This window comes from Paraburkholderia antibiotica, from assembly GCF_012927125.1.
GTDB lineage: Bacteria > Pseudomonadota > Gammaproteobacteria > Burkholderiales > Burkholderiaceae > Paraburkholderia > Paraburkholderia antibiotica.
Genome location: NZ_JABBFZ010000006.1, coordinates 115,460 through 140,948, shown reverse-complemented (window position 1 = coordinate 140,948; position 25,489 = coordinate 115,460). Strand labels below are relative to the sequence as shown.

Sequence of the window (25,489 nt, the reverse complement as noted above, 5' to 3'; positions counted from 1 at the left end):
CAACGGTAACGGCAGTGATGCCCGCGAATTCCTGGAGCGCATGAAATGGAAGCACTCAGCAGCCGCGTCGCGCGGTTTGAACAGAACGAAGCGAACGTCGATCGATGGGCGAAAGGCGGACCGACCGATTCGATCGATTTCGGCGGCGGCCCCGTGCGTTCGCCCGCACGTCTGATCGCGGATAACCAGGCGCTTTTCGACAAGGCTGCAGCTACGGAAACATACATTACGCCGACTGGCGGCGACGATGCGGCGATGATTCAACAGGCGGTCGACGCAGGCCGGCCGATACGCGTGCAACCGGGCGCAACGTACCTCATGGGGTCGACCGTCGTAAAGGAGGGCGGAATATTTGCCCTGATCGGCAAGGCGACGTTCAAATTGATGGACGGCGTGATTCTCAACAGCGACGCCGATTCGACGAACTTCACGCCGCTGTTTCGGTTGCAGGGAATGCAATGGGTCGATCTGGGCGAATGCACGTTCGACCATAACCGCGATGCGCAGACCTATCCGGCGAGCCTCTCGAAGGTCGGCCGCGGAAGCAATCCATACCGGCACAACGCGACCGTTGAAATATGCCCCGATGCGACCGGGTCCTATCCGTCGACAAACGTGCATGTCAGCAACGCGGCGTTCATCAACAGCTATCTGAACGGTCTGGCGCTCTGGCAGGTAACGAATGCAGTCGTGAGTGATTCCTGGATGATTAATGCGACATGGAGCGGCATCGTCGGCGCCGGGCTTCGCAATGTGAAGTTCGTCAGAACGCACGGCTATCGGTGCGGCGTATCGGCGGCATGGACGACCCAGAGAAATATCGGCGATCGGGCATCAATCCAGATCCGGGAGTTCCCGAAAAACTTCACGACAGAGTCAGAAGGAATCCCATGCATCACGACGGGCGAATTCGCCAACGGCGGCATCAATATCGACGTCGGCTTTACGGGTAACACCGGGGAAGAGTGCGGCGTTGAGACGATTTTCGGGCGCGCTATCAGAGGGCTCTCCGGTAGCGGGAACACGTCACTAAATTGTGGCTATGGCCGCCAACTCGGCGCGCCGTTCTATCCGGCGCACTTCTGGTTCGAATTCTGCCAGGGGTCTTTCACGGGTAACGAAGTTTCGCAGACCGTCGTTCAGCCGGGCGATATGCAGCCGGACGGCTATGTCATCTACCCGATGATAGGCGACGCCTCGGCGCTTTTCCCGTTTGTCGGGGAATTCAGTATCGACGCACGGGCAAACCGCGCACTTTCGGCAAAGGATGACGCGGGCAATTCCCGGCGTGGTTTGCTTTACCGCGGGATCCGCTCGACCGGAAACGTCAACACCGATGGCGCGCATATTGATGGCGTTGACGGCGATGGCATTTACGTGACGAACACCGACGTCTTTCAGGAGAAAGTGCTTAACGCTTCGAATTTCACGTCGAATGATTCGACGGTGATCAATACCAATCTGGTCAGTGGTGGTGGCCCGATCAGGTTTGTGCGATATGGGGATTCAACGACCGGCACGCCCAGCAATATTTTTGCGCTGAACTGCCGTGTCGATGCTGAAAAGGCAGTGATCGTATTCGATGCCAATCTGTCGGCATTTGGAATGTCAAACGTCGCGTTCAGCAGCGGTCCGGGTTCAGTTACCTCTGATGCGGACCAGTTGAATTTCAGTGTGGACGCCGCACTGTGGCGACGGGTGATCAACACGCGCATCAGCGCAAACAACGTCGCCGGCTTTCAGGCGCAGTCGAACGGCGGAAACACCATGTCGATGGGCGCAACGAGTAGCACCTATTCAGGATCGTACGGCGTCGCGGCATCCGCGTTCATTCATGCGAGCGGGGCCAATACAGGAGGCTTGTTTATTACCGCGTCAGGCGGCCCGGTTGTTCTCCGGCCGGGAGGCGCACGCGCGACAACCTTTTTCCCTTCGGGGCGGGTGCGCATCGGCCCGACGACGCTCGACGATGGAAATAAGTTGCAGGTCGACGGGACGATTGGATTGAAGTCGTACGCGGTCGCGGAGTTGCCGGGTGAGCCGGGTGGCGTGCCGTTCGCTTTCGCAAGCGATGGATGCAAGGTAGGCGAGGCAAGCGGAGCCGGAACCGGCGTCGCTGTCATTTACTCGCGCGGTCGATGGCGGACCCTCTCAACAGACGAAGAAGTAAGGGTGTAAGCCGTGCAATGGACGTGCATGGAAACCGATAAATTCGCAGGCTATTGAACATGGAAACGACGGGATTCCCGATAGGTATTACCGATAGCGGTCGGGTGGCAATGGTGTCGCCGGACGGCACCGGTACGAACAAGCGTCGCGTTGTGCAAATCGGTATCGGAGCGGAGCCATTCGAATTTACGACGGGCATAAAGTCACTACCCGGTGAGTTCAAGCGCATCGAGACTTTCGGCGGTATGAATGTCGCACCGGGTCAGATCCACGTGTCGATGCTTGATAGCGGGAACGACCAGTACACCATGTACGCGTTCGGTCTGTATCTCGACACGGGGGAATTACTCGCGGCGTACGTGCAGCCGACACCAATTCTCGAAAAGGCGTCGGCCGCAAACATGCTGCTTTCGGCGGACATCCTCTTTACAGACATCGACGTATCGTCGCTCACGTTCGGCAATATGACGTTTGTCAATCCGCCGGCGTCAACGACGGTCGCCGGGGTCGTCCGGCTCGCTACGCAGGACGAAGTTAGTGCCGGCACCGACGATCAGGCGGTTGTCACGCCAAAGACGGCCGCAGGGCGCTACGCATCGCGCGCGGGCGATATCTTTAGTGGTCCGGTTGTTGTCAATGACACGCTGACGGTCAACCGCTCAGAAGAAGGCCGGATACTGGTCGGCCAGAGCGACGGCTATTTTTTCGCCAATGCGTACCAGGCCGGATGGTGTTCATTGACCCTCGGTTCGTGGGCATACAGCTATGCCGCGCGAAATCTGTACGTCAATGACAATGCGGTATGGCATGCCGGAAACCTGTCGCCGCTCGACGTGAAAACTGGCGGCACGATGGATGCTGATCTGATGTTTGCTTCTGACGCGCGCCTGTTGCTTGGCGAGGGGGGTGCGCTGAATCCGTCGCTAGCGTTCATCAGCGACGGCGCGCGCAGCACAGGTCTCTATCACGTCAACGACGGCATGTTCGCAGTGACGTGCAACGGCACGACGACAGTCCGTTTCACGCCGACCGGTACAGCGTTCGATGTTCCGCTGACCGGCCCAACGCCGCCGGCCGGAGATGCGTCGGCGTTGCTCGCGACTACCGAATGGGTTACGTCGACGATCGCGGCCGCATCCATTGGGCAAATCGTTATCGAGGCGCGCACGTCAGCGCGTGCCGGTTGCCTGAAGCTCAACGGCGCGCTGCTGGTCCGCGCGGACTATCCGGCCCTGTGGGCCTATGCACAGGCCAGCGGCGCACTGGTCGATGAGAGTCAGTGGAGCGCGGGAAGCTGGGGCTGCTTTTCGCGCGGCGATGGAGAAACGACGTTCCGGATTCCTGAGTTGCGCGGCGAAAGCATCCGGTGTTGGGATGACGGCCGCGGCATTGATGCGTCGCGCTCGATCGGCTCGTGGCAGGACAGTCAAAACCGTTCGCATGCGCACGGTGCGAGTGCTGCGGCCGTTGGCGATCACACTCACAGTGCGTGGACCGATACGCAAGGGTTTCACGATCACCCTGTGTCGGATTACGGGCATATCCACGCGACGCGCATCGACGCGAGAGGTGCAAGTTCCGGCGGCAATAAGGGCTATTTTGGTCCGTCCGGTGGGAACGTGAATGAGACAGACGTCTGGAACAGTGACATCAGTCAATCAAATATTGTGGTTGATGGCAACGGCAACCATGCACACAACGTCGGCATGAATGGCGCGGGCGGACACGCTCACGCGATTACCGTGAACGCAGACGGCGGCGCTGAAACGCGCGTGCGCTCGGTCGCGCTACTCGCCATGATTCGCGCTTACTGAGTTCAGGGAGAAAAAAATGCTTATTCACCAATACGACGCGACGACCGGCGCCTACGTGTCGAGCGGTCTTGCTGATATCGACCCTCGAAACGAAAGCCGGTGGCTGCTGCCGGCGTTCGCTACGGCCGATCTATTGCCCGACAGGTTGCCGCGCACATGGCCGTTCTATCGGGATGGCGCATGGGTGCTGCTGCCTGACTATCGCGGGCGGATGCTGTATCGCACCAGCGACGGCGAGCCGACCGAAATCGTTACCCCAGGCATCGAGCCGGCTGAACTCGATCTGACCGATAGCGCGCGCCCGTCGTCGCGTCACACGTGGATCGATGGCGAATGGGCCGTGGCGCCCGAACTGGTCGCGCAGGAAAAGCGCGACGCAATGATGGCGGAATTCGATCGACGTATGGCGAAGGCCCGAAGCGAAAACGCCGGCAAGGCAGATGCGATCGCGGCGGGCCTGCTCGACGACGAACAGGTCTATTACTTCAAGGCATGGGCGGCTTATCAGATGGCGCTTGTCCGCGCGATCGAGAATGCGGCGTCGCCAGACGATATTCAGTGGCCGGACACGCCGGCACCGTGGACGCCGCCGCCACCGGAACCGGAGGCGGCACTCGATGCGGATAGCGTGATGTCGGCCGACACGCAGGAAGAGGAGACTGCGAAAAGCGCAGCGAAACAGAAATGAACCGGCGTAACGCCGCAATACCGGCGGGCCAATCGCCCGCTCTGACGACAGGAGTTCGAGATCATGGCGCAGGATTATCATCACGGCGTAAGCGTAGAAGAATCGGCCGATAGCGTACGGCCAATAACGACGGTTTCGACCGCCGTTATTGGCATCATCTGCACGGCCGACGACGCCGACGCCGACACCTTTCCGCTCAATACGCCCGTTCTTCTGACGGATGTTGAGGGCGCGCTCGGCAAGGCTGGCAAGTCGGGCACGCTGTATAAGGTACTCGATGCGATTTCGCTGCAGGCGCGGCCGCAAACGGTTGTGGTGCGTGTGGAGGAGGGCGAAAGCGCTGCCGAAACGACATCGAATGTGATCGGTACGGTAAAGCCCGACGGCACGCGAACGGGCATTAAGGCGCTCGAGGCGGCGCCCGGCATGCTGAGCGTTAAGCCGCGCATTCTTGCTGCGCCGGCGCTTGACACGCAACCGGTTGCTAACGCGTTAGCGTCTCTCGGGCAGGCCATGCGCGCGATGGCCTACGTTGCGGCGCGAGACGACGACGGCAGCATGGTCGAAACGAAAGAGGCGGCCGCGCTATACCGGCAGGAGTTCGGCCAGCGTGAAATCATGGTCATCTGGCCGGATTTCATTGCATGGGATGACCAGGCGGAGGCATCGGTCGAAGTGCCGGCCGTGGCCTACGCAGTTGGTTTGCGCGCGAAGATCGACCAGACGATCGGCTGGAACCGGACGATTTCCAACATCAGCGTGAACGGCGTAATCGGCATCAGCAAGTCTGTTTCGTGGGATCTGCAAAACCCGGCGACCGATGCAGGTTATCTGAACCAGAATCAGGTGACGACGCTGGTCAATTTCGACGGGTATCGATTCTGGGGGTCGCGCACGACGTCCGACGATCCTCGATTCGAGTTCGAAAGCTACACGCGCACGGCGCAGGTGCTTGCCGACACGATCGCGCAAGCGCAAATGCCCGTTATCGATGGCGTGATCGTGCCGAAGCTTCCGCGCGACATCATCGAGTCGATCCGGGCCAAATTTCGGGTGATGGTCGCGCAGGGCCAGTTGATCGGCGCAGATGCCGACTTCCCGGCCGACCGCAACGGCTCGGCCCAGTTGATCGACGGGAAGCTGGCCATCCGCTATCGGTACACGCCGACGCCGCCGCTCGAAAACCTGACGCTGATTCAGGTGCAGACCGATGAATATCTGATGGATTTCGCGCAACAGGTCGCCGCAGGCTAACCGACTGGTAGGCGCGATCGCGCCGGGTCATCGTTATAGAAAGGAGTGCAAATCATGGGTATGCCTGCAGTGTTGAAACACTTCAACGTGTTTCAAAACGGCGTTTCGTATCGGGGAGAAGCGGAGGAAGTGACGCCGCCGAAGCTGACGCGAAAAATGGAGGAATGGCGCGGCGCCGGGATGATCGGTCCAATCCAGTTGGATATGGGCATGGAGGGCATGGAGTTCGAGTGGTCAGTCGGCGGCATCAATAAAGACATGCTGTCGCAATTCGGCGCCGTGGCTGCCGATGCAATCATGCTGCGCTTTGCCGGCGCCGTACAGAACGACGATACCGGCGACTGGTCGGCGGTTGAAATTGTCGTACACGGACGCCAGAAGGAACTCGATTTCGGCTCATTCAAGCCGGGCGACAAAACGACCGTGAAGGCGACGTTGCCGCTTACGTATTACAAGCTGACGATCGATGGCGAGGACGTAATCGAAATCGACATGATCAACTTTATCGCGGTGATGGGCGGTAAGGACGTGCTCGCCGAAGTTCGGCGAATTCTCGGCATCTGATCGCGAGTTTCGCGCGCGGTCGCATTTTCTCTATTAAATTCTGAACACCGGAGTAAGTAACATGGACGCATCGAACATCGATAACACAACCGTCGACAACAATCTACCGGGCCATTCGCACGTGCTCATGGACCCGGGCCAGGTGCATGCTGTCCGCGACCCCGTAACCGGCCTTTGGGGCGCGTCGAACAGCGTTCCGAACAACGGCGCCGCCGTACAGAAGCCCGATAACACTGTTGAGCTCGACGAGCCGATCCGGCGCGGCAATACCGAAATTCTGGAGGTTGTGTTGCGCAAGCCGAGTGCAGGCGAGTTGCGCGGCATGCGTCTCGATGATCTGCTGAGCGGCGACGTAAATGCGTTGTTGCTTGTGTTGCCGCGCATCTCCACGCCGACGCTGACCAGGCCGGAGGTCGAGGGGCTGGATATCGCCGATCTGGCGAAGTTCGGCGAGGTCATCATTCCTTTTTTTCTACCGCGGGCTCAACGCGAGAAATTGGCGTCCCGATCGTGATCGAAGACGCCATGGCCGACATTGCGACCGTCTTTCACTGGTCGCCGGAAGTGATGGGCGCAATGTCGGTCGACGAGCTTGCAGACTGGCGCGAGCGGGCGCGCGCCCGTTACGAAAGCGATGTGTTGGCCCGTAATCCCTGGGTGAAGAAAAAGTGAGTCGCGATCTTAAACTGCGTGTCGTGTTCGATATGGTGGACCGCGTCGCGCGGCCGCTAAAAAACGTCATGGCGGGCAGCAAGGGGCTGTCACGTGCCATCGCCGAAACCCGCAAGGAATTGGCGGGACTGCAAAAGCAACAGAAAACCGTGAACGCGGTTCGCTCGCTGCGCACGGAAATGGGGCAAACGGCGTCAAGGCTGAAGGAAGCACAGGGCAAGCTTGCCGGGCTACGAGAAAAGCTGATTGCGACGAACGCGCCGACAAAGCGCTTGCAGAACGAATTCCGGCGCGCGTCGGATGCTGTGGGGGCGCTCACGCAGAAACAGGAGAGGCAGCGCAACAGGCTTGGCGAGCTCAGTAGCCGTATGCAGGAAGCCGGGCGCGGCGCGCGCACGCTCGCGGACTATGAGAACTCGTTACGCACAAGCGTCGAGCGCACAAGCGCGGCGCTCGGCGATCAGAACAAGCGCATGCAGACTATGCAGGCTGCTGGCGAGCGTCTGGGCAAGCGGCAGGCACTCGCGTCGAATATGGCTGTGGCTGGATACAGCGCGCGCTCAACCGGCCAGCGCATTCTTGGCGGGGTCGGCGCCTATCTGGATGAAGCCAAAAAAACGCAGCTCGAAGAAACGAAGATCCGGGCGCTAGGCGTGGGCGAGAGTACGACGCGCGAATTGGTCGGTTACGCGAAAAATCACAAGTCTTTCGGTGTGAGCACGAACGAAAATCTTGTGCTAATGCGTGACGCCATGACCATTCTCAACGATAAGCACCACGCCGAAGAAATCATGCCAACGCTATCGAAAATGAAGTTTTCGAACGAGGCACTTTTCGGCGCTGAACATGGCGGAGACAACGAACAGAAGTTCATGAATATGCTGAAGGCGATCGAGCTGCGCGGCGGCACGAACAGCGCGGCCGCCTTCCAGCGCGAAGCGAACGCCGTGCAGAAGGTTATTACGGCAACGGGCGGCCGCGTAGGCGGCGACGAGTGGATGAATTTCATCAAGACAGGCGGCGTCGCCGCAAAGCTGATGAAATCCGATGCCTTCTATTACCAGATGGAGCCGCTTATTCAGGAAATGGGCGGCGACGCAGCTGGCGGCTCGCTCGCATCGGCGCATCAGAATCTGATCGAGGGGCGCACGTCGGTGCGTGCCGCGCGCAAACTCATGTCGATGGGCCTGCTCGATAGCAAGCGGGTTGAATACGATAAAACCGGACACGTTAAGGCATTCGCTGATGGGGCGCTACTCAACGCGGAACAGTTCAAGGGCTCGCAATTCGAGTGGATGGAAAAGACACTGCTGCCGCAGCTCCGAAAGCACGGCATCACGGGCGATCAGGAAACGCTCAGCGCGATCGGCTCAATGTTCACGAACCGGCGCGCGGCGAATCTTTTTTCAACGATGTATTTACAGCGTGGCGCGATCCACAAGAGCGAGGCGCTGAATAAGCAGGCGTTCGGCGTCGATCAGGGATTCGAAGCCGCGAAAGGAACATCACAGGGTAAAGAGCTCGATTTGCATACGCGCAAGGCAAATCTTGAGCGTGAGCTTGGTGAAAAGATTTTGCCGATGTACAACCAGGCGCTTGGCTTGACCGCATCATTACTTGATCGCGTGACCGGATTTACTGAGCGGCACCAGACGGCAACGAAAGCACTGGTGGTGGGGTTGACGGGGCTTGGTCTGCTTATCGGCGCTGGCGGCACGATAACGCTCGGTCTTGCGTCGCTGATCGGTCCGCTTGCGCTGACCCGTTACGGCATGGAAATGATTGGCCTCAAGGGATCCATCGCGGGGCGTGCGCTCGGCCTCATGGGCGGCGGGTTCAAGGCGTTTGGGTCGGCCGTGTTCGCCGCCGGTCGGGCGTTGCTCATGTCGCCGATTGGCTTGATGGTGCTCGGCATCGGGGCGGCGATTGCGTTGACCGCGTATCTGATTTATCGCTATTGGGAGCCGATATCGACGTTTTTCCGGTCCGTGTGGGTACGGGTCAAGGAAGCATTCGGCGGCGGCATTGAGGGTGTGACACGGCTAATACGCGACTGGTCGCCGCTCGACGCGTTCTATACCGTGTTCCGCGGCGTGATGTCGTGGTTCGGCGTCGAGTTGCCCGCGAAGTTTTCGGACTTCGGCATCAACATGATGACCGGGTTGGTCAACGGCATTATGACCGGGCTAGGGGCGGTTAAACAGGCTGTAATGACCGTTGCAGACTCAACGGTTTCATGGTTCAAGGACAAACTCGGCATTCATAGCCCTAGCCGTGTGTTTGGTCTGCTCGGTGGGTTCATCGGGCAGGGCGCAGCGCTTGGCATCGAGGGCGAGCGGCCGCGCGTCGCCGGCGCTGTCGCGGAACTTGCTGGAACGGCTGTCAACGCGTTTGGCGCGGGTGCTTCGATGTTCGGCTCGGACAAACCGATGTTCGACCGGCGTGGGCCGATCGTCGCGGCGCCGATGGCGGCGGCCGCCGGCGAGACGACCTATAACATCAACTTCAATTTTCCAGCGGGCGCAGGCATGCCGGATTCGTCGGCACTCGATGTGATCGAGGGCCGGTTCCGGCAATTGCTCGAGCGGCATGAACGGGACAAGGCGCGGCGCGCGGGATCGAGCTTTTCGGACAGGGGGTAATTCGAAATGGTCGTACTCTGCCTCGGTCGGTTCGTGTTCAGCATGAGCACGGCGCTTTTTCATGAGCTGCAACGCAAGCGCAACTGGAAATACGCGAAGAACTCGCGAGTCGGTGCGCGCGATGCCGGTCAGTTCAATGGTCCGGGTGATGACTTGATTACGCTAACCGGCGTCATTGCGCCGGGGCAAGTCGGCTCGGCCGAATCACTCGACATGCTTACGGACATGGCCGACGCGGGCGCGGGTTATGTGCTCGTCGATATGCTCGGTAACGTCCATGGCGTTTTCATTATCAGTTCGCTTGATGAAACGCAGACCTATCACGACGTCATCGGAATCGCTCAGAAAATTGAGTTCACGCTTACCCTTGAGCGCGCCGACGACCTGACGCTAGCCGGCGCCGCTGCCGCGAGCGGCGCCGCGGCGACTGGCACGCAGACAGCCGGCTCGCTCGATGCCGTACCGGTTCCGGATGCTCCCGCTTATGTGAAATCGAAGAAGGGGTAAGCGTGTCGATCTATTCATTCTTGCCGGCCGCAGCAGCCGGCGGCGTTGCACGACCTCAGGGCGACTACCGGCTCACGCTCGACGGACGCGATCTGTCGAGAAAGGTGGCGAAATACCTGGTGAGCCTCTCGCTCACGCAGTCGCGCGAGGATGAAGCCGACATGCTGAATCTCGTGCTGGACGATTCGCGCGGCGATCTGGCGATTCCGAAGCGTGGCGTCGAAATCCGGCTTGCAATCGGCTGGGTTGGCGCAGCGCTTGTCGACAAGGGAACGTACACCGTCGACGAAGTGGAGCACGGCGGCTCGCCGGACCGGATCACGGTCAGTGCGCGCTCTGCGTCGATGACCGATGAAATGCACGTGCGCCGCGACACGAGTTGGCATCGTAAAACGATCGGCGATATCGTCAGGGCAATCGCTGCGCGTCACAACCTGAAGCCGGCGCTAAATGACGCGCTTGCCAACACCGCTATCGCACACATTGACCAGACGGGGGAGAGTGATCTGTCATTTCTAACCCGTCTTGCAAAGCGTTACGACGCTGTGATGACGGTCAAGGATGGGCGCTTGCTGTTCATGCCGATCGGCGCCGGCGCGAGCGCGAGTGGCCAGCCGTTACCTACGATGACGATCACACGTGCCGATGGCGACTCGCACCGCTACCACGTTTCGCAGCGCGAAAGTTATACGGCGGTCCGCGCGCGCTGGCATGCCGCAAAAAAAGGAAAGCAGGAATCCGTCACTATTGGGGGCGACAACAACAAAAACGTGAAACTGCTGCCAGAAACCTACGCGTCTCGCGAGGAAGCGACGGCGGCCGCAAAGGCAGAATACGCACGCACGCAGCGCGGGCAAGCGACGTTCGACTTAAGTCTCGCGCTCGGCCGGCCGGACGCTTACCCTGAAATGGAGGTGACGGCGACGGGCTGGAAACCGGAGATTGATGCAATTCCGTGGCTAATAAAGCGTCTCGTCTCGAAGATGGACGGTAGCGGAGGATTTACGACCGATCTCGAAATGGAAATGGCCGACGATCCAACGACAAGCCGACATCGATCGCACTTTTCGAAAACGAGGTAACGGCCGCGGGAATGCGATTATCGCGGGGACACAGGCGCGTTGCTGCCTTGAAAAAGTGGTCCATCCCGCCATCGTCGAACCTCGACCTTTGCCAGTTCGCGCCATCGACGCAGCACGTCGCGGAATTGCCCGGCTGCTTTCGCGCGCCGGATTTTGCCCGCGACGTCCCATCCCTTCAGGTAATGCTCGTAAGCGTGCCGACTCGAAAGAAAGTGAGGCGCGGTGACGCTCACCCATGCGAGACACTCCTGTTCTTCGGTCACGACATTGGCTAGCGCAGAGTCTTCGGGAAGCACGCGCGCATCAGGATCGGCGTCGAGATTGTGACGCCATATCCGCAAAAATTCGATACGCCACCAGGGAACGGGGGAGCGGCCGGCGCGCCAATTCCGGACGCTGCGCGTGCAGCACCGCAGCACTTCTGCAACTCGCTCAATCGTCAACCCGTCGATCAGCGCAAGGAATTGTTCGCGTCTCCCGTCATCCACGTCAGTGCACTGCATGGACACTCCCGCAGAGGCATACGGCGCTACGCGGCACTCGGCTTGCTACAGCCGATGCTGTGTGGGAGTTATACAAATTTTGCAAATTCAAATGTAAATTTATTTTGACTTTCTATCGCATTAAGCAATAGATTTTTTGGATTAGTCGTTTGAAACAACGTGAGCGGATCGGATGTCTTGCGGTTAGTCTGCAGGCTAGTTGGAACGTTGTTTGCTCACGACAGTCTGTGGTCTGTTGGGATGGATACGGGGTGGTGGATGGCTAGCTCGGACTTTACATAATATAAATTATCAATAGAAATGATGTCGGTCCCAAACAGAAATGTCCGGTACCAGATGTGATTTTTTGGAACACCTCTATGCGCGATTTGAAGTATTTTTTCTGAAGCACACATCACAGACTGTCTCCACAAACCCCGCAGGTACCCTTGCAGTCGGTGCCGGACCGAGGGATCAAGGACCCGACAGGTTCAACAAGGAGACAGTAGTGTCAGATATCCCGTCCAGCACGGCCGCACAGCAATATCGCGGCGTGACCCCGGCCATTCGCACCCGGTTGGCGGGCTGCATTGGACATGCGATCGAATGGTTCGATTTTTCGATCTACGCAAACTTTGCGATTTTCTTCGGCCCCCAGCTGTTTCCATCGACGGATCAACGCTCTGCGCTGCTCGCGGCATTCGGCATCTATGCTATTGGCTTCGTCATGCGCCCCGCCGGTGGCTGGATTCTTGGCGCCGTCGCCGACCGTCACGGTCGCCGTACCGCGCTCGCCATCTCCGTTACCTTGATGGCGCTTGGCTCCTTGCTCCTCGCGGTATTGCCGCCCTACGCAGCAATCGGCGTTGCCGCCCCCGTCGTTGCGACGATTGCCCGGCTGCTCCAGGGCCTGTCCGTCGGTGGTGAATTCGCGGCAGCCTGTTCGTTCCTCGCCGAGACGGCGCCACCGCACCGGCGCGGATTTCATGGGAGCTTTCTGTTCTTCGGCACAGGCATCGGCCTGATCGCCGCCTCGGCCATCGCCTGGGTGCTCAATCGCGTGCTTACCCACGAGCAGATGCTTCATTTCGGCTGGCGCATTCCGTTTCTGATCGGCGCGTTTGGCGGGCTGTTCGGCTACTGGCTGCGTACACGCGTAGAGGAAACCGAAGCGTTCCGACGCACCGCCTCGCGCTCGACGGAACGCAAAGGCTCCATACGCGTTCTTTTCACGCAGTATGCGAAGTCGACATGGACACTCATCGGCACCAGCATTCTCGGGGCCTTCGCCTTTTATCTTTTCATTGTCTACGTGCCGGTGTACGCAATTCATCGCTCTGGCGCGGAACCGGCAACGGCCTATGCGGCGAGCACATTCAGCCTCATCGTTTTTACCGCGGTCCAGCCACTTTTCGGCTGGCTCTCGGACCGCATCGGCCGCCGTCCGCAACTGATCGTGATGGCAGCGGCGTACACCGTGTTTGTCTATCCGGTCGTGCTTTCAGTTGGCAATTCGTTCTGGTCGATTGCACTCGTCGAAATCTTCGGCATTGTTCTGTATGCGCTCTACACGGCGATTGCGCCGGCGCTCATGGCTGAACTTTTTGGTGCGGAGATCCGCTCGCTCGGCATCGGGCTCCCGTTCAATCTGGTCGTGGCGATTCTCGGCGGAACGACGCCGTATCTGATGACGTGGCTTCAGGGGCGTCAACTGGAATACCTGTTTCTCATCTATGTCTGCATTGGGTCGGCAGTCAGCCTCGTCACCTACATCCTGATGAAGGAAACGCGCGGCATCGATCTGGACTCCGAATATTGACGCCATGATCGACGTACTTCACGAGCGCCTTTCGCGGGCGGCGATCACCACTCAGGGTAACGAGTGCGCCCTGAGCTACATCGATCTCGGTGACGGACCGCCTCTTCTGTTGATCCATGGTGGCCACGGCGGCTGGTATCACTGGGTAAGCAATATCGAAGCTCTCTCCACGCACTCGCGCGTGATTGCGCCGGACTTGCCGGGTTTCGGCAAGAGCACGAAGCCGCAGAGCGACTTCACACTCAAGCTGGCGGCAAGCGAGTTGTTCGCATTCCTCGACCGGCTTGGCGTCGTCACGTTCGATATCGCGGCCTTCTCGTTCGGTGCCTGTGTCGCCGCCCAGATGGCCGTGCAGGCTCCTCATCGGGTGCGGTCGCTCGCGATGGTGAATCCGGCCGGCATGGGACCGGTATCCAGGCGGCTCGACGGCATTCAGAACGCGGCGGCACAGGCCGCGAAATCGCACGGCCTGGAACAAGGCGTGCGCATTTCGCTGGAAAGCATCATGGTCTCGGACGCCCGCCTCGTGACAGAAGAGCTCTGCGTTATCGCGGCGAATCACGTGCGTGCGACCCGCGTGCAAACTCGCCCCATTGCGCGGACGCATCCCACGCGCGCCTTGCTAGAACGTGTACGCGCTCCGATGTGGCTCGTCCTGGGTTCGCAGGATCCCCATCAGCAGTACGAACTGGATCTGCGGTCGAACTTTGTGCGGGCAATATCCGAGGGCAATACCGCGTCGATTGCCCACACCGCACATTGGCTGCAATTCGAAGCGGCGCCGTGGTTCAACGACAGCCTGAGTACATTTATCGACCGCGTTCGCAGCAAACGTGTGACACCCCGCACCATCGATACCGGATGCCCGACATGATTCTCGACACCTTTGCGCAATACGTTGCCACTCAGGCGGAAGTCGATTTGCCCGCGCCCACGCGACACGCCGCCAAGCGCGCGCTGATCGACTGGTTCGCCGCGCTGCTGCCGGGGACGCTCACGGCACCCGCCTTGCAGCTCAGGCGTGCGCACAGCGAGGAACTGGGATTTGGGCGTTCGAGCCTGCCGGGCGCCGGCACGAGCGCGTTCCCGGCGACGGCAGCATGGATCAACGGCAGCACTTCACATGCCGTCGAATTCGACGATATCTTTCGCGACGCCGTCTACCATCCAGGCTGTCCGACGGTTGCCGCTGCCCTTGCGCTGGCCGAGGACGGCAACGTCAGTGGCGAAAAGTTGCTGAAGGCGATCGTTGCAGGCTACGAAGTCTCGACGCGCATTGGCGCCGCCGTGCAGCCCGCCCACTACCGCTTCTTCCATACGACCGGAACGGTGGGCAGCTTCGGCGCCGCCGCCGCGGGAGCGCTATTGACCGCCCCGGCCTCCAGCGACGTCGCTCGTCACGCAATGGCCACGGCGGCGACGTTCGCCTCCGGCCTCCAGCAGGCGTTCCGCTCCGATGCCATGACCAAAGCGCTGCATGCCGGACACGCCGCCGCCGTGGGCGTGCGCGCGGCGCAAGGCGCAGCGGCGGGCCTGACTGGCGTGACCGACATCCTTGAAGGCGCGGCGGGATTCGGAGCGGCATTATGCGAGTCGCCGAACTGGGACGGCGTGACCGACGGCCTGGGCGTGCAATTCAATATCGAGCGAATCACACAGAAAAATCACGGCTGCTGCGGGCATACCTTCGCTGCGATCGACGCGTTGCTCGAACTGAAGCGCGAGCACGACTTCAAAACTGACGCGATCCGCAAAGTCACCGTGCGGACGTATGCGGCAGCGCTCGATGTGGCGGGTATCCGCAAACCGCAAACGGCCTTTGAGGCGCGTTTCAGCCTGCCATACGTGATGAGTCACGCGGCGATATACGGCTCGGTGCGGTTGAGTGCATTCGAGCCCGCGCGTCTTGCCGAGCAGCCCCTGCGGGCATTGATGGAAAAAGTCGATCTCGTTGCCGACCCGACCTTAACGGCCGCGTTCCCGAAGCAACGTGCCGCGCGGGTGGCGGTGTCGCTCGAAGATGGTCGCACCGTCGAGACGTTTGCACCGTATCGTCGCGGCGACCCTGAAGCCCCACTGACCGACGCTGAACTCGACGCCAAGTTCACTGAGCTGGCAACGCCGGTCATCGGCACCACCGCCGCGCGATCGCTGCTGGACCGGCTCTGGAGCATCGACAAACACCGCGTTGCAGACCTCGCATTGCCCAGGCTCGTTGCAGCGCGCGCATAAGTCAGCCCGTCGTCAGCCCGTCACTCCGCCATGTCCTCTATCTCTGGCATGGTGGAGATTTCGTCCATCAGCCATGAGCGGAACGCGGCGATCTTGCGCGAAGGCCGGCGGCCTTCGGCGATCAGCAGGTAGTAACCCAGTTCGCGCTTCACGGGACGTTTGAACGGGCAAACCAGCGCACCCGATGCAATATCGTTAGCGAGCAAACGGGTTTGCCCCACCACCACGCCGAGACCTTCGATCGCTGCCTGGTAGGCGAGCAGCGAGTTCTGGAATCCGCCGCGCTGCTGCTTCACGAGTCCTTCCAGATCGCTGCGCCCCACCGCGCGCAGCCAGTCAAACCAGTCCTGCCGACGGTATCGCGATTGCAGCAGCCGATGCTTCGCCAGGTCCGAAATCGTCTTGAGCGGCGGCCCGTTGCGTAATAGCGCCGGGCTGCAAACCGGCTCGATGACGTCGTTGAAGAGAGGCTCACTGCGGATGCCGGGCCAGTTGCCGTCGCCGAACTGGATGGCTGCGTCGGCCTCGACCTCGTTGAAATTCATTGGCGCGACAGTCGTGCTGATTTCCACCGGAATGTTCGGATAGCGCTGCTCGAAGCGTTGCAGCCGGTGCATCAGCCACTTCGCTGCGAACGTGGTGTACACGTTGAGCCGTAGCGCCTCACCTTCCGCGCTCCCCACGATGCTTTCCGTCGCCGCCGCAATGGCCGCGAACGCCGGTCCCACGGCCTTGTGATAGGTCGCCCCCGCTTTCGTCAGCCTGACCCCGCGAGGCTCGCGCTCGAATAACGTCACCCCGAGATATTGCTCAAGTGTGGTGAGCTGTCGACTCACGGCCGAGTGCGTGACGCACAGCTCGGCCGAAGCCTTGGTCAGGCTACCCAGGCGGGCGACTGCGTCGAAGACATGGAGAGGATTGAGAGGTGGAACCGTGCGGGACATAGCAAGCTGAGTGGCCAGGCTGACTGGTCGGAATTGATGTTCCAAAAACTCACATCAACGTACCGTATGCGAAGTAGTGTGTCAATCCCAGGACGGGAATAATCACCTCACGATGAATACGTACCTGGAGACGAAGAGGAGAGCCATGGACTTCCATCTCAATGAGGAGCAAACAGCCTTCGCAGACGCCGTGCGGCGGTTCGCGAAAGACACCCTTGCCGACGGCGCGCTGCGACGGGCACATGATCCTGGATACGCGTTCGACGTCGCACGGCTACTGGCTGAACAAGGCTTGCTCGGCATCACAATGGCCGAGGAAGACGGTGGCCAGGGCGGAACGCTGATGGACGCCATCATCGCGATCCAGGAAATCGCGCTAGTTTGCCCAAAGAGCGCGGATGTCGTGCAGGCCGGCAATTTCGGGCCCATTCGCACTTTCGTCGAATATGCGAGCCCGGAACAAAAACGCCGCTACCTGAAGGATCTGCTCAGTGGCCGCACGGTCATCGCGCTCGGCATGACCGAGCCGGGCGCGGGGTCGGCCGTCACCGAACTCCGGACCTCCGCACGCGAGGAAGGCAACGAGTACGTCATCAACGGCACGAAAATTTTCTCGACGCACAGCCCCGAGGCAGACCTCTTTCTCATCTACTGCCGCTTTGGACCGGGAACAAACAACATCGGCTCGGTGCTGATCGAAAAAGGAACACCGGGGTTCACCGTCGGCAACCCCTCGTGCTTCATGAGCGGTGAGCCATGGTCGCAGCTGTACATTGAGGAATGCCGCATTCCGGCGGAGAACATTCTGCTTGGGCCTGGCGGCTTCAAGAAGCAGATCTCCGGCTTCAATGTTGAGCGGCTTGGCAATGCCTCGCGCGCCCTCGCATTGGGCCGCCACGCATTCAATCTAGCACGCGAGCATGCGACCATGCGCGAGCAGTTCGGCCACCCTTTGTGCGAGTTTCAGGGCATCCAGTGGAAGTTCGCCGATATGGCGCTCAAACTCGAATCAGCCCAACTGCTGCTCTACAAGGCGGCTAACGTTGCCCGCGGCACGCTGCCTTCCGCCAACGACACGGCACTTGCCAAGCTTGCGTGCAACCTCGCCGGCTGGGAAGTCTCAAACGAAGCGCTTCAAGTGATGGGTGGCATGGGCTACAGTCAGGAGTCGCTCGTTGAATACTGCGTGCGACGAACGCGCGGTTGGATGATTGCAGGCGGATCGATCGAAGTTCTCAAGAACCGCATTGCCGAAGGTGTTTTCGAACGCCGCTTCGACCCGCGCAAGTGAAGGGACAACATGAGCATGAACGAGACCATGGAGCCGACTCACCGCGCCGCAGTACGTGACATCTCCCTTGCGCGCTGTGTGCTCGCTCCCGAAAGCGTCGCGCTGATCGGCGCATCGGACGACCCATCGAAAACCGCGGGCCGCCCCCTGCGCTATATCCGGCAGGCCGGATACGAAGGCCGCGTCTACCCGATCAACCCCAACCGTGATGTCGTGCAAGGCGAACGTGCCTGGCAACGTGTTGCGGACCTGCCCGAAATCCCCGAGCACGCATTCATCCTCACGCCAACGGAAGCCTCAATCGACGCGCTCGAAGCGTGCGCCGCCTTCGGGATTCCCGTGGCCACCGTTCTCGCTGCGGGATTCTCCGAGACCGGCCCGGAAGGAGAGGCACGCGAGCAGCGCGTGCGTGACATCGTCGCGCGCACGGGCATTCGCGTACTTGGGCCGAGCGGCCTCGGCATGGTGAACGTGCGCACCAGGCTCGCGCTCACGGCCAATGCCGCTTTCGCGGAGCCGGACCTGCCTGTGGGCGGCGTGTTCGTCGCCTCTCACAGCGGCAGCATGATCGGCGGGCTGCTCTCGCGCGGCAAGGCCAAAGGCATCGGCTTCGCCGGTCTGGTTTCCGTTGGCAACGAAGTCGACCTCAGCGTTGGCGAGATTTGCGCAGCAACGCTCGACGACGCTGCCATCACCGGCTACATGCTCTTTCTCGAAACCCTGCGCCATGCGGACAAACTGCGCGCCTTCGCGCTGGCGGCCGCAGAGCGCGGGAAGCCCGTCGTCGCGTACAAGCTGGGGCGCTCCGCAGCGGCGGCAGAGCTTGCTGTCTCGCACACCGGTGCGCTCGCCGGTGAGGACGATGTCGCCGACACCTTCCTCAAGGACTGCGGCATTGCGCGTGTGGACACGCTCGAAGCGTTTCTCGAGAGCCTCCCCCTGCTTCGGCAGATGCCTCTGCCCAGGCCCAGCGAAGCCGCACGCGCACCGCGTGTCGCAGTAGTGACCACGACCGGTGGCGGTGCGGCCATGGTTGTCGATCAGCTCGGGGTTCGCGGCGTCAACGTCGTGCAACCGCGAGAAGACACTTTCGCGCGGCTCGCGAAAGCAGGCGTCCAGGTGTCCAGTGGACGCATCGTCGACCTGACCCTGGCAGGCACGCGCTACGACGTTATGAGCGCGGCACTGCGCGTGCTGCGGACGGCGCCGGAATTCGATCTCGTCATCGCTGTTGCGGGCTCCTCCGCGCGCTTCGCGCCGGAACTGGTGGTTCGCCCGATTATTGACAGCGGCATGAATGATCCGCAGTTGCACGCGCTGGCCGCGTTCGTGGTCCCGGAGGCGCCCGAGGCACTTCTGCGCCTGACCGAAGCGGGCGTGCCGTGTTTTCGCACGCCCGAAGCTTGCGCCGATGCGATCGCCGCGGCTGCGTCCCGGCGCGCGCCGAAGCCTTTCGCGACACGCCCGGTGCCGGGAAAAAGCCACACGGACTATGCGGAAACCGTCTTGCTCGACGAGCTGGCTGCGTACGAACAGCTTGCGCAAGTGGGTGTTCGGCATGCCCCCGCCACTGCTGTACCGGTACGGGAAGACGCGCCGCTGCCTGAAGGCCTCCCCTATCCGCTCGCGGTCAAGGTTCTCTCTGAGCGGCTGCCTCACAAGACGGACGTTGGCGGCGTCGAACTCGGTGTCGTCGATGCAGCGCAATTGCAGGCAGCCACCGCACGCATCATCGGGAACGTGAAACAGCACGAGCCAGATATCGCAGTCGAGCACGTTCTCGTGCAACCGATGACGAAGGGCCTCGGCGAGGCGCTGATCGGTTATCGGCTAGATCCGCAGGTGGGACCGGTCGTGATGGTCGCGGCCGGTGGGATCTACACAGAGCTTTACCGTGACCGTGCGCTTCGGTTGGCCCCCGTCGATGTCGACGAAGCGCGTGCGATGATCGCTGAGGTTAAGGGCCTGCGCGCGCTCGACGGTTATCGCGGCAGAGCGCGAGGCGACCTTGACGCTTTGGCTGAAGCTGTCGTGTCGATGTCGCGACTCGCTATCCTCGCCGATGTCTGCGTTGTTGAAGCCGAAGTCAACCCGGTGATGGTTATGCGTGAAGGAGAAGGTGTGCTCGCCGTCGATGCGTTAGTGCGCATCAAAAAATGAAGCGTGACGCGCGTGCTGGAGCTTGAGGACTGACATCCTTTTTCCAGTTCGCGCGTCTCCGCTGGTCATTCAGATGCCACGTGGGCGGCCACTTTGCTTACCGAACCCGCACCACGCCCGCTGCGCGTCTCAGTGTGCCCGTCGCAGCGACCCGCTGGCGCCGTCCAATCACGTGTTCGTACATGCTGTCGCGAGGGTCAATAACCGCGCATAGAACAGCTACCAACCGACGCGCTGGCGTGAGCACAGGATGCAGGAATTACGTGATCCACGACGCACGCAGCGATTTCTGTCAAATTCCAGGCCGGTCCGGCAACGCTTCGCTTTACCCCGTCACTGCATGGGCGCTGCAGCTCACCGTGTGCAACTGAAGAAACGTCTCGACAGATGGGATGACTGGAGCACGGCACGGCCCTATACCTCGTCTGATAATCGTCTGGATTCCTGCACGTTATCCATTTCACCGCCTTCTTGTCTTGAACTTGACGTTCCCGTCGTCGCGGCCGAGCACATTCGCGTCCAGGTTCGGTAATTACTCCAGTTTCCCCGAGACCGACCGCGCGAGGAGTATCAAAGGCCCCGCTATCTGGTGACCCAGAGAACGCTTTACATTGCGACATATTCCATCAAAGACGGCGCCCGTTGTTCGCTCTCGCGTATCTCCTGCACGCGTGGCCGACACCGTATTTTACGGATCAAACACTGCTCCGCCTGCGCAAAAAATCCATTCTCGGGCATTGATCGCTATGCTGGCTTTTCATTCGAGCCGGTGTATGTCATGATGAAGCGTATGAAGATTCGAAACGTCACGACCTATCTGCACCACCATCACGGGCGACTTCCGTTGCGCCGTGGTCCGTTCGCATCTAGTCACTGAATCGGGAACGTTCCCGATCGGGACAACGACCAAGGCGCCTTTGGCGCCTTTTTTGTTTTTGGACGCTTTGAAACCATGCCGCGCCGATCGATCGATAACGTGAGGAGTGTCTCCAATGCAACAATCGTGGAAGGATGTGTCCTTTGCGGATTTGCCGCTTCGGGAGGATCTCAAGTTGCGGCACGCATACGGGGCGCCTCAGCTCGATGTGCCGGTCTGTCTAAACGTCAACGAGAATCCGTACTCTCCGTCGTCGGCGCTCATCGAGCGTATCGCGGCGGCTGTATCCGACGCGGCGCACCGCGCAAACCGCTATCCGGACCGCGACTTTTTAGAACTTCGGGCGCAACTGGCAGATTACCTCACGCACGACACCGGCTTGACGGTTGACGCGTCGTGCGTCTGGGCAGCCAACGGCTCGAACGAAGTAATCCAACAGATTCTTCAGGCTTTTGGCGGCCCGGGGCGCTCGGCGCTGGCCTTTACGCCCGCATATCCAATGTATGACGAATACTGCCGAACGACCTTCACGCGCCTGCATACCTTGCCTCGTAACAAGGATTTCGCGCTGGATCTGAATCATGCGATCGATGGCATTCGCGCGCATCAGCCAGGCGTGGTTCTGCTTACCTCGCCAAATAATCCGACCGGGACCGCGCTTCCCATTGAAGATATCCACGCGATACTCGACGTCGCGCCGGGCATCGTGATTGTGGACGAGGCTTATGCAGAGTTTCGACGCTCTGGCGTCCGCAGCGCGGTGACGCTCCTGCCCGACCACCCGCGGCTTATTGTGATCCGCACGCTCAGTAAGGCGTTCAGCTTCGCGGGTGCCCGCGTGGGATATTGCGCTTGCAGACCGGCGATCGTCGAAGCGCTGAAGCTCGTTCGGCTTCCATATCACCTCTCCGCATTTACCCAGGCGGCCGCCAGTGCGGCGCTCTTCGAGCGTGACGAGATGCTTTCCCAGGTAGAAACGATCAAAGCCGAGCGCGACTCAACCGTTAGCTGGCTGCGTAGCCTGGGCCTCGTGGTCGCCGATTCGGATGCGAACTTCGTGATGTTCGGCAAGTTTGCGGATCGCCACCGAGTATGGAGCGGACTTCTGCACCGCGGCGTCCTGATTCGCGAAGTCAGTCCTCCGGAGTACTTGCGGGTGTCGATTGGTACGCCTGCGGAGATGGGCGAGTTTCGCAATGCTTTGCTTGCCGTGATGGCCGATGCATGACCAGCGGCTGTCTTGAAACTCGGAACCTTGGCATATAGCGATGTGCAGTGCGATTGGACGGCTTCGACACGACCGGATCGCACACTTTGGTGAGCTGTCGGGCGGCAGACAGGTGTTCTCACCAGACAACGAGCGTTAGCGGAGGCTTTGGACACTCAAGTCCCCTATCGGCATCCTCTTGCCAGCTTCAGCAACCATACTTCAATGTTTCGTACGACTGGATTCCAATCGCCTTCGTGAGTCTGACGTAGTACGACCAGGTCTTTGATCCAGGGGCTACCAGGTCCTCGACTTCCACATTGCCATTCTGCTCACGAACCAGCGGACCTTGCAGCGGCGGCGTAACGGGGCAGTCCGCGGCAGACACGTCCAGCTCGAACTGGCGACGCTCGAAAGCGTACACACTGGGCAGCCCATCGAGGCCGTTGTCGTCTGTCGACGCAATCCGGACGAAATACGTACCCTCCGGCAGATCTTCGAAGTCTGCGTGCGAGGTAGCCACGCGCCGATCGCGGACCATATCGAGTTGCCTGGCGTCACGCGAAATCTGCCAGTGATAACCAGCCGCATGCTCATCCAGTTCGACCTCGAAAGTGACCGCTTTGCCGTCCTGGAGGCGGCCAGGTTCCACAAGCGACGGTGCCGGCAACAGCATCACAGGTCTTCCGATCGCTCCCCCGGCGGGGCTGACGTTGCCGAAGCCAGCTGTCAGGAGTTGCTCCGCCGCGTCAAGCGGCATGCCGGGCACCAGCGCAACGCTTCGGCCATCCAGCGTCAGTGGATCGACTCCGACCGCGCCCTTGAGCACGGAGATCGCTGTGGTCTGCGCTGCTACGTTGTAATCGACTTTGAAATGAGTGCCGCGGACGCCGGCAACCACCGATGGCGAGTGAATCTGGAACAGGTCGCTGCGCCGCGTCGCCAGTGCGACCTGACCTTCGACCTCACCCTGGTGCAACCCGAAGATCCAGCTCGTCGCGCCGGTCAGCGTGATGTGCCGCAATTTCTCGATACTAAGTTCGCTTTCCTGCGAAACCACCACGTGCGAGCCATCGGGCAAATCGAGTGTTGTGAATCCATTCGGACCGGTGATCAGGTGCTCTCCTTCGATAAGCGTTTCGCCAACCTGCAATGGCAGTTTTGGACCTGGGCCCAACTTGTGCTCGACAGGACCGCTCGTCGCGAACACGCGGGTCGCGTCCGAGTCCTCCCGAAGCCGGCTGGTGGGTAAATACAGCACGATGCCGGCCGGCATCCGTCGCGGCACGGGCACGCGATTCAGGTGACTAAGCAATACCCAGTCCGCTGAATCGCTCATATAGCGAGCAGCGATGTTGTACAACGTGTCGCCGTCGCGTGTGGTGTAGATGGCGTACGCCGGCGGCAGCTTCGCGCCAGCCTCGCCCTCCATGTCCCGCGCTTGTGCCGGGCCGCCCCCGCTAGTCGCGCCCGCCAAAAGCAGGCATGCGGTCACAAGCCATGCTGCCACGCGGCGGCCCTTCGGGGCTGCGACGGGCATGACCTTGTACACGAGAACCGTCACGGCTCCTCCGCTTCGCAAAGGCATCGACTATCAGGCTAGGGAAGCGATACCGTCAGCACATCGAATTTTTATCTTTGAGAACAAGCGCTTTCAACGACTCGTATCATCCTCTACCGACATTGGTGAGGCCGCCATCATCTCTGTCCAAAGATTAGCAACAGATAACTACTACGAAGGGTTAATATTTTTTAAAAAGTAACAGTGCTTACTGATGAAAATCGGACATGAATAAACGTGTGAGAAAAGTCGCCCACGTGTCGACAGCGAGTACGACGCCTAATGCTTCGACACGAATCGAGGTATGCGATCAATTCAGGTGCTACGGTGACAAGATCCTGTTGAAAATAGCCGATGGGTCCGCAACTGAATATCGCTACCGCTGCTTTTCTGATCGCCGATTCGGCGCTCGTTGCCATGCTCATGACGGAACACCGACTTGCGCCAAGCTCTTATCTCAGTGGGATGGGAATACGGATGGCCGCTTTCGAGCGACGCGAATACCGCTTCAGTGGCGCGTGCTGTCGACAGGCGAAACCTTTAGCCAACGCTGTGCTGGTCGTTCGTATGGGACAGTGGTCGGCAATCAGGAGAGGGAATTCCATTGCAACTGGCGCCGACTCTTCTTTCTCGGCACGATCGGGTTTACCGTTTCCCGTTGCTGCCCGCGATCTACCTACCGACGCAGTCCTCAAGTAACTTTGGGACTACTACCTTCCGTCCCTACGGTGTGGGATTCATCTCTGCCAGCCGCTCCAGGCGGTATCCGAAACCGTAGACCGGTGTGAGCCGGTAGCCACTTTCGGGGCGCAATGCCAGTTTCTGACGCACACCCGAGATGTGGGTGTCCATTGTCCGGGAAAGCACGTCAGGCGGTTGCCTCCACACCCGCTCGGCAATGTGCGCGCGAGCCAGCGGACGGCCTAGATTCTGGAAAAGGAGCAGCGCGAGCGCAAATTCACGCTGGGTCAGCTTAACCTCCTCCCTGTTCCTGAAGACTCGCTGCGCCGCCATGTCAAACTCGACATCGTCAAAAACCTCTTTCGTTGCAAGGGGATCGATCGCATACATGCGGCGCAGCAGCGCGGTGATACGGGCAAGCAGCAGGGGCGGTGAAATGGGTTTGACGAGATAATCATCCGCCCCTTCGTTCAAGATCGCGGTAATGTCAGTCTCGCGGCCGTACGACGTCAAAAAAATGACCGGCACCCGGGACGCCACGTTCTGTTTGACCCAGTTCAGGACCTCCCTGCCGGTCATGTCGGGAATCTGCCAGTCCAGGATCAGCACATCGAACGTCTCTCGCCGCAGGGCATGAATGAGCGCAGCGCCTATTTCAAAGTGGTGGCAGTGATGTCCCGCCGCGGTCAGCGTCCCTGATACCGACGCGGCCTGGACTGGGTCGTCTTCCAGCAGTGCAATTCTCATAGCGCCCTCCACGCATGCCGTCCGGCTAACCGGCTCGTATTTTGCATTTCTCACCATTCTAGAAATTGCGGCAGAAGTATTCACTTGATGCGAACC

Annotated in this window: 20 protein-coding genes and 1 pseudogene; 17 read left to right on the top strand and 4 right to left on the bottom strand. The window is 60.3% G+C overall.

Annotated features, from left to right (window positions below):
* The first annotated feature begins 45 nt into the window (after positions 1-45).
* The 10 genes from HHL14_RS13150 (at position 46) to HHL14_RS13105 (ending at position 11,392) form a co-directional block, all read left to right on the top strand.
* Positions 46-2,178, top strand: coding sequence for a hypothetical protein (locus tag HHL14_RS13150; RefSeq protein WP_169498040.1), 2,133 nt, complete (start codon positions 46-48; stop codon positions 2,176-2,178).
* Positions 2,179-2,228: 50 nt separating this feature from the next.
* Positions 2,229-3,983, top strand: a complete 1,755-nt coding sequence (locus HHL14_RS13145) for a phage tail protein (RefSeq protein WP_169498039.1) — start codon at positions 2,229-2,231, stop codon at positions 3,981-3,983.
* A gap of 16 nt (positions 3,984-3,999) precedes the next feature.
* The gene (locus tag HHL14_RS13140) at positions 4,000-4,671 is read left to right on the top strand and encodes a tail fiber assembly protein (RefSeq protein ID WP_169498038.1); all 672 of its coding nucleotides are present in this window, start codon (positions 4,000-4,002) and stop codon (positions 4,669-4,671) included.
* Between the two features lie 63 nt (positions 4,672-4,734).
* Positions 4,735-5,925 (top strand): phage tail sheath protein, encoded by a 1,191-nt coding sequence (locus HHL14_RS13135; RefSeq protein ID WP_169498037.1) that lies wholly within the window; start codon positions 4,735-4,737, stop codon positions 5,923-5,925.
* Between the two features lie 54 nt (positions 5,926-5,979).
* Positions 5,980-6,489 carry a phage major tail tube protein gene (locus HHL14_RS13130; RefSeq protein ID WP_169498036.1) on the top strand — a complete coding sequence of 170 codons (510 nt, stop codon included), beginning with the start codon at positions 5,980-5,982 and terminating at the stop codon, positions 6,487-6,489.
* A gap of 61 nt (positions 6,490-6,550) precedes the next feature.
* A complete protein-coding gene (locus HHL14_RS13125) occupies positions 6,551-7,003 on the top strand; it encodes a phage tail assembly protein (RefSeq protein WP_230413020.1) in 453 nt (150 codons plus the stop codon).
* An 11-nt stretch (positions 7,004-7,014) separates the two neighbouring features.
* A complete protein-coding gene (locus tag HHL14_RS13120) occupies positions 7,015-7,161 on the top strand; it encodes a GpE family phage tail protein (protein WP_169498210.1) in 147 nt (48 codons plus the stop codon).
* Positions 7,158-9,803: a phage tail tape measure protein gene (locus tag HHL14_RS13115; RefSeq protein WP_169498035.1), complete on the top strand. Its 2,646-nt coding sequence runs from the start codon at positions 7,158-7,160 to the stop codon at positions 9,801-9,803. Before HHL14_RS13120 ends, HHL14_RS13115 begins: the two co-directional genes overlap by 4 nt.
* 6 nt (positions 9,804-9,809) lie before the next feature.
* Positions 9,810-10,310, top strand: a complete 501-nt coding sequence (locus HHL14_RS13110; RefSeq protein ID WP_169498034.1) for a phage tail protein — start codon at positions 9,810-9,812, stop codon at positions 10,308-10,310.
* A 2-nt stretch (positions 10,311-10,312) separates the two neighbouring features.
* Positions 10,313-11,392, top strand: a complete 1,080-nt coding sequence (locus tag HHL14_RS13105; RefSeq protein WP_329601653.1) for a phage late control D family protein — start codon at positions 10,313-10,315, stop codon at positions 11,390-11,392.
* Between the two features lie 17 nt (positions 11,393-11,409).
* Here the strand turns inward: HHL14_RS13105 and HHL14_RS13100 are convergent, their stop codons facing one another.
* On the bottom strand, positions 11,410-11,895 hold the full coding sequence (locus HHL14_RS13100) for a helix-turn-helix domain-containing protein (protein ID WP_169498033.1): 486 nt from the start codon (positions 11,893-11,895) through the stop codon (positions 11,410-11,412).
* 487 nt (positions 11,896-12,382) lie between these two features.
* Here HHL14_RS13100 and HHL14_RS13095 point away from each other — a divergent pair, with 487 nt between their 5' ends.
* Genes HHL14_RS13095 through HHL14_RS13085 form a run of 3 tightly spaced genes read left to right on the top strand, consistent with a single transcriptional unit; the run spans position 12,383 to position 15,925 of the window.
* Positions 12,383-13,693 carry an MFS transporter gene (locus tag HHL14_RS13095; protein WP_169498032.1) on the top strand — a complete coding sequence of 437 codons (1,311 nt, stop codon included), beginning with the start codon at positions 12,383-12,385 and terminating at the stop codon, positions 13,691-13,693.
* A gap of 4 nt (positions 13,694-13,697) precedes the next feature.
* Positions 13,698-14,567, top strand: coding sequence for an alpha/beta fold hydrolase (locus HHL14_RS13090; RefSeq protein ID WP_169498031.1), 870 nt, complete (start codon positions 13,698-13,700; stop codon positions 14,565-14,567).
* Positions 14,564-15,925, top strand: a complete 1,362-nt coding sequence (locus HHL14_RS13085) for an MmgE/PrpD family protein (RefSeq protein WP_169498030.1) — start codon at positions 14,564-14,566, stop codon at positions 15,923-15,925. Before HHL14_RS13090 ends, HHL14_RS13085 begins: the two co-directional genes overlap by 4 nt.
* A gap of 20 nt (positions 15,926-15,945) precedes the next feature.
* Here the strand turns inward: HHL14_RS13085 and gcvA are convergent, their stop codons facing one another.
* A complete protein-coding gene (gene gcvA / locus HHL14_RS13080) occupies positions 15,946-16,869 on the bottom strand; it encodes a transcriptional regulator GcvA (protein WP_169498029.1) in 924 nt (307 codons plus the stop codon).
* Positions 16,870-17,014: 145 nt separating this feature from the next.
* On the opposite strand from gcvA, the gene HHL14_RS13075 reads away from it, so the two are divergent.
* From HHL14_RS13075 to HHL14_RS13065, 4 genes and pseudogenes are all read left to right on the top strand, one after another.
* The gene (locus tag HHL14_RS13075) at positions 17,015-18,160 is read left to right on the top strand and encodes an acyl-CoA dehydrogenase family protein (protein WP_169498028.1); all 1,146 of its coding nucleotides are present in this window, start codon (positions 17,015-17,017) and stop codon (positions 18,158-18,160) included.
* Between the two features lie 15 nt (positions 18,161-18,175).
* Positions 18,176-20,320: an acetate--CoA ligase family protein gene (locus HHL14_RS13070; protein ID WP_230413018.1), complete on the top strand. Its 2,145-nt coding sequence runs from the start codon at positions 18,176-18,178 to the stop codon at positions 20,318-20,320.
* Between the two features lie 169 nt (positions 20,321-20,489).
* Positions 20,490-20,729: pseudogene (locus HHL14_RS34105) on the top strand (IS6 family transposase); the annotation flags it as partial.
* A 583-nt stretch (positions 20,730-21,312) separates the two neighbouring features.
* Complete coding sequence (locus tag HHL14_RS13065) at positions 21,313-22,425, top strand: histidinol-phosphate transaminase (protein ID WP_169498027.1); 1,113 nt, start codon at positions 21,313-21,315, stop codon at positions 22,423-22,425.
* A gap of 187 nt (positions 22,426-22,612) precedes the next feature.
* On the opposite strand, the gene HHL14_RS13060 is transcribed toward HHL14_RS13065, so the two are convergent.
* Together HHL14_RS13060 and HHL14_RS13050 are read right to left on the bottom strand one after the other, a co-directional pair.
* A complete protein-coding gene (locus HHL14_RS13060; RefSeq protein WP_329601652.1) occupies positions 22,613-23,968 on the bottom strand; it encodes a FecR domain-containing protein in 1,356 nt (451 codons plus the stop codon).
* Between the two features lie 720 nt (positions 23,969-24,688).
* Positions 24,689-25,393: a response regulator transcription factor gene (locus HHL14_RS13050; RefSeq protein WP_169498025.1), complete on the bottom strand. Its 705-nt coding sequence runs from the start codon at positions 25,391-25,393 to the stop codon at positions 24,689-24,691.
* Between the last annotated feature and the right edge of the window lie 96 nt (positions 25,394-25,489).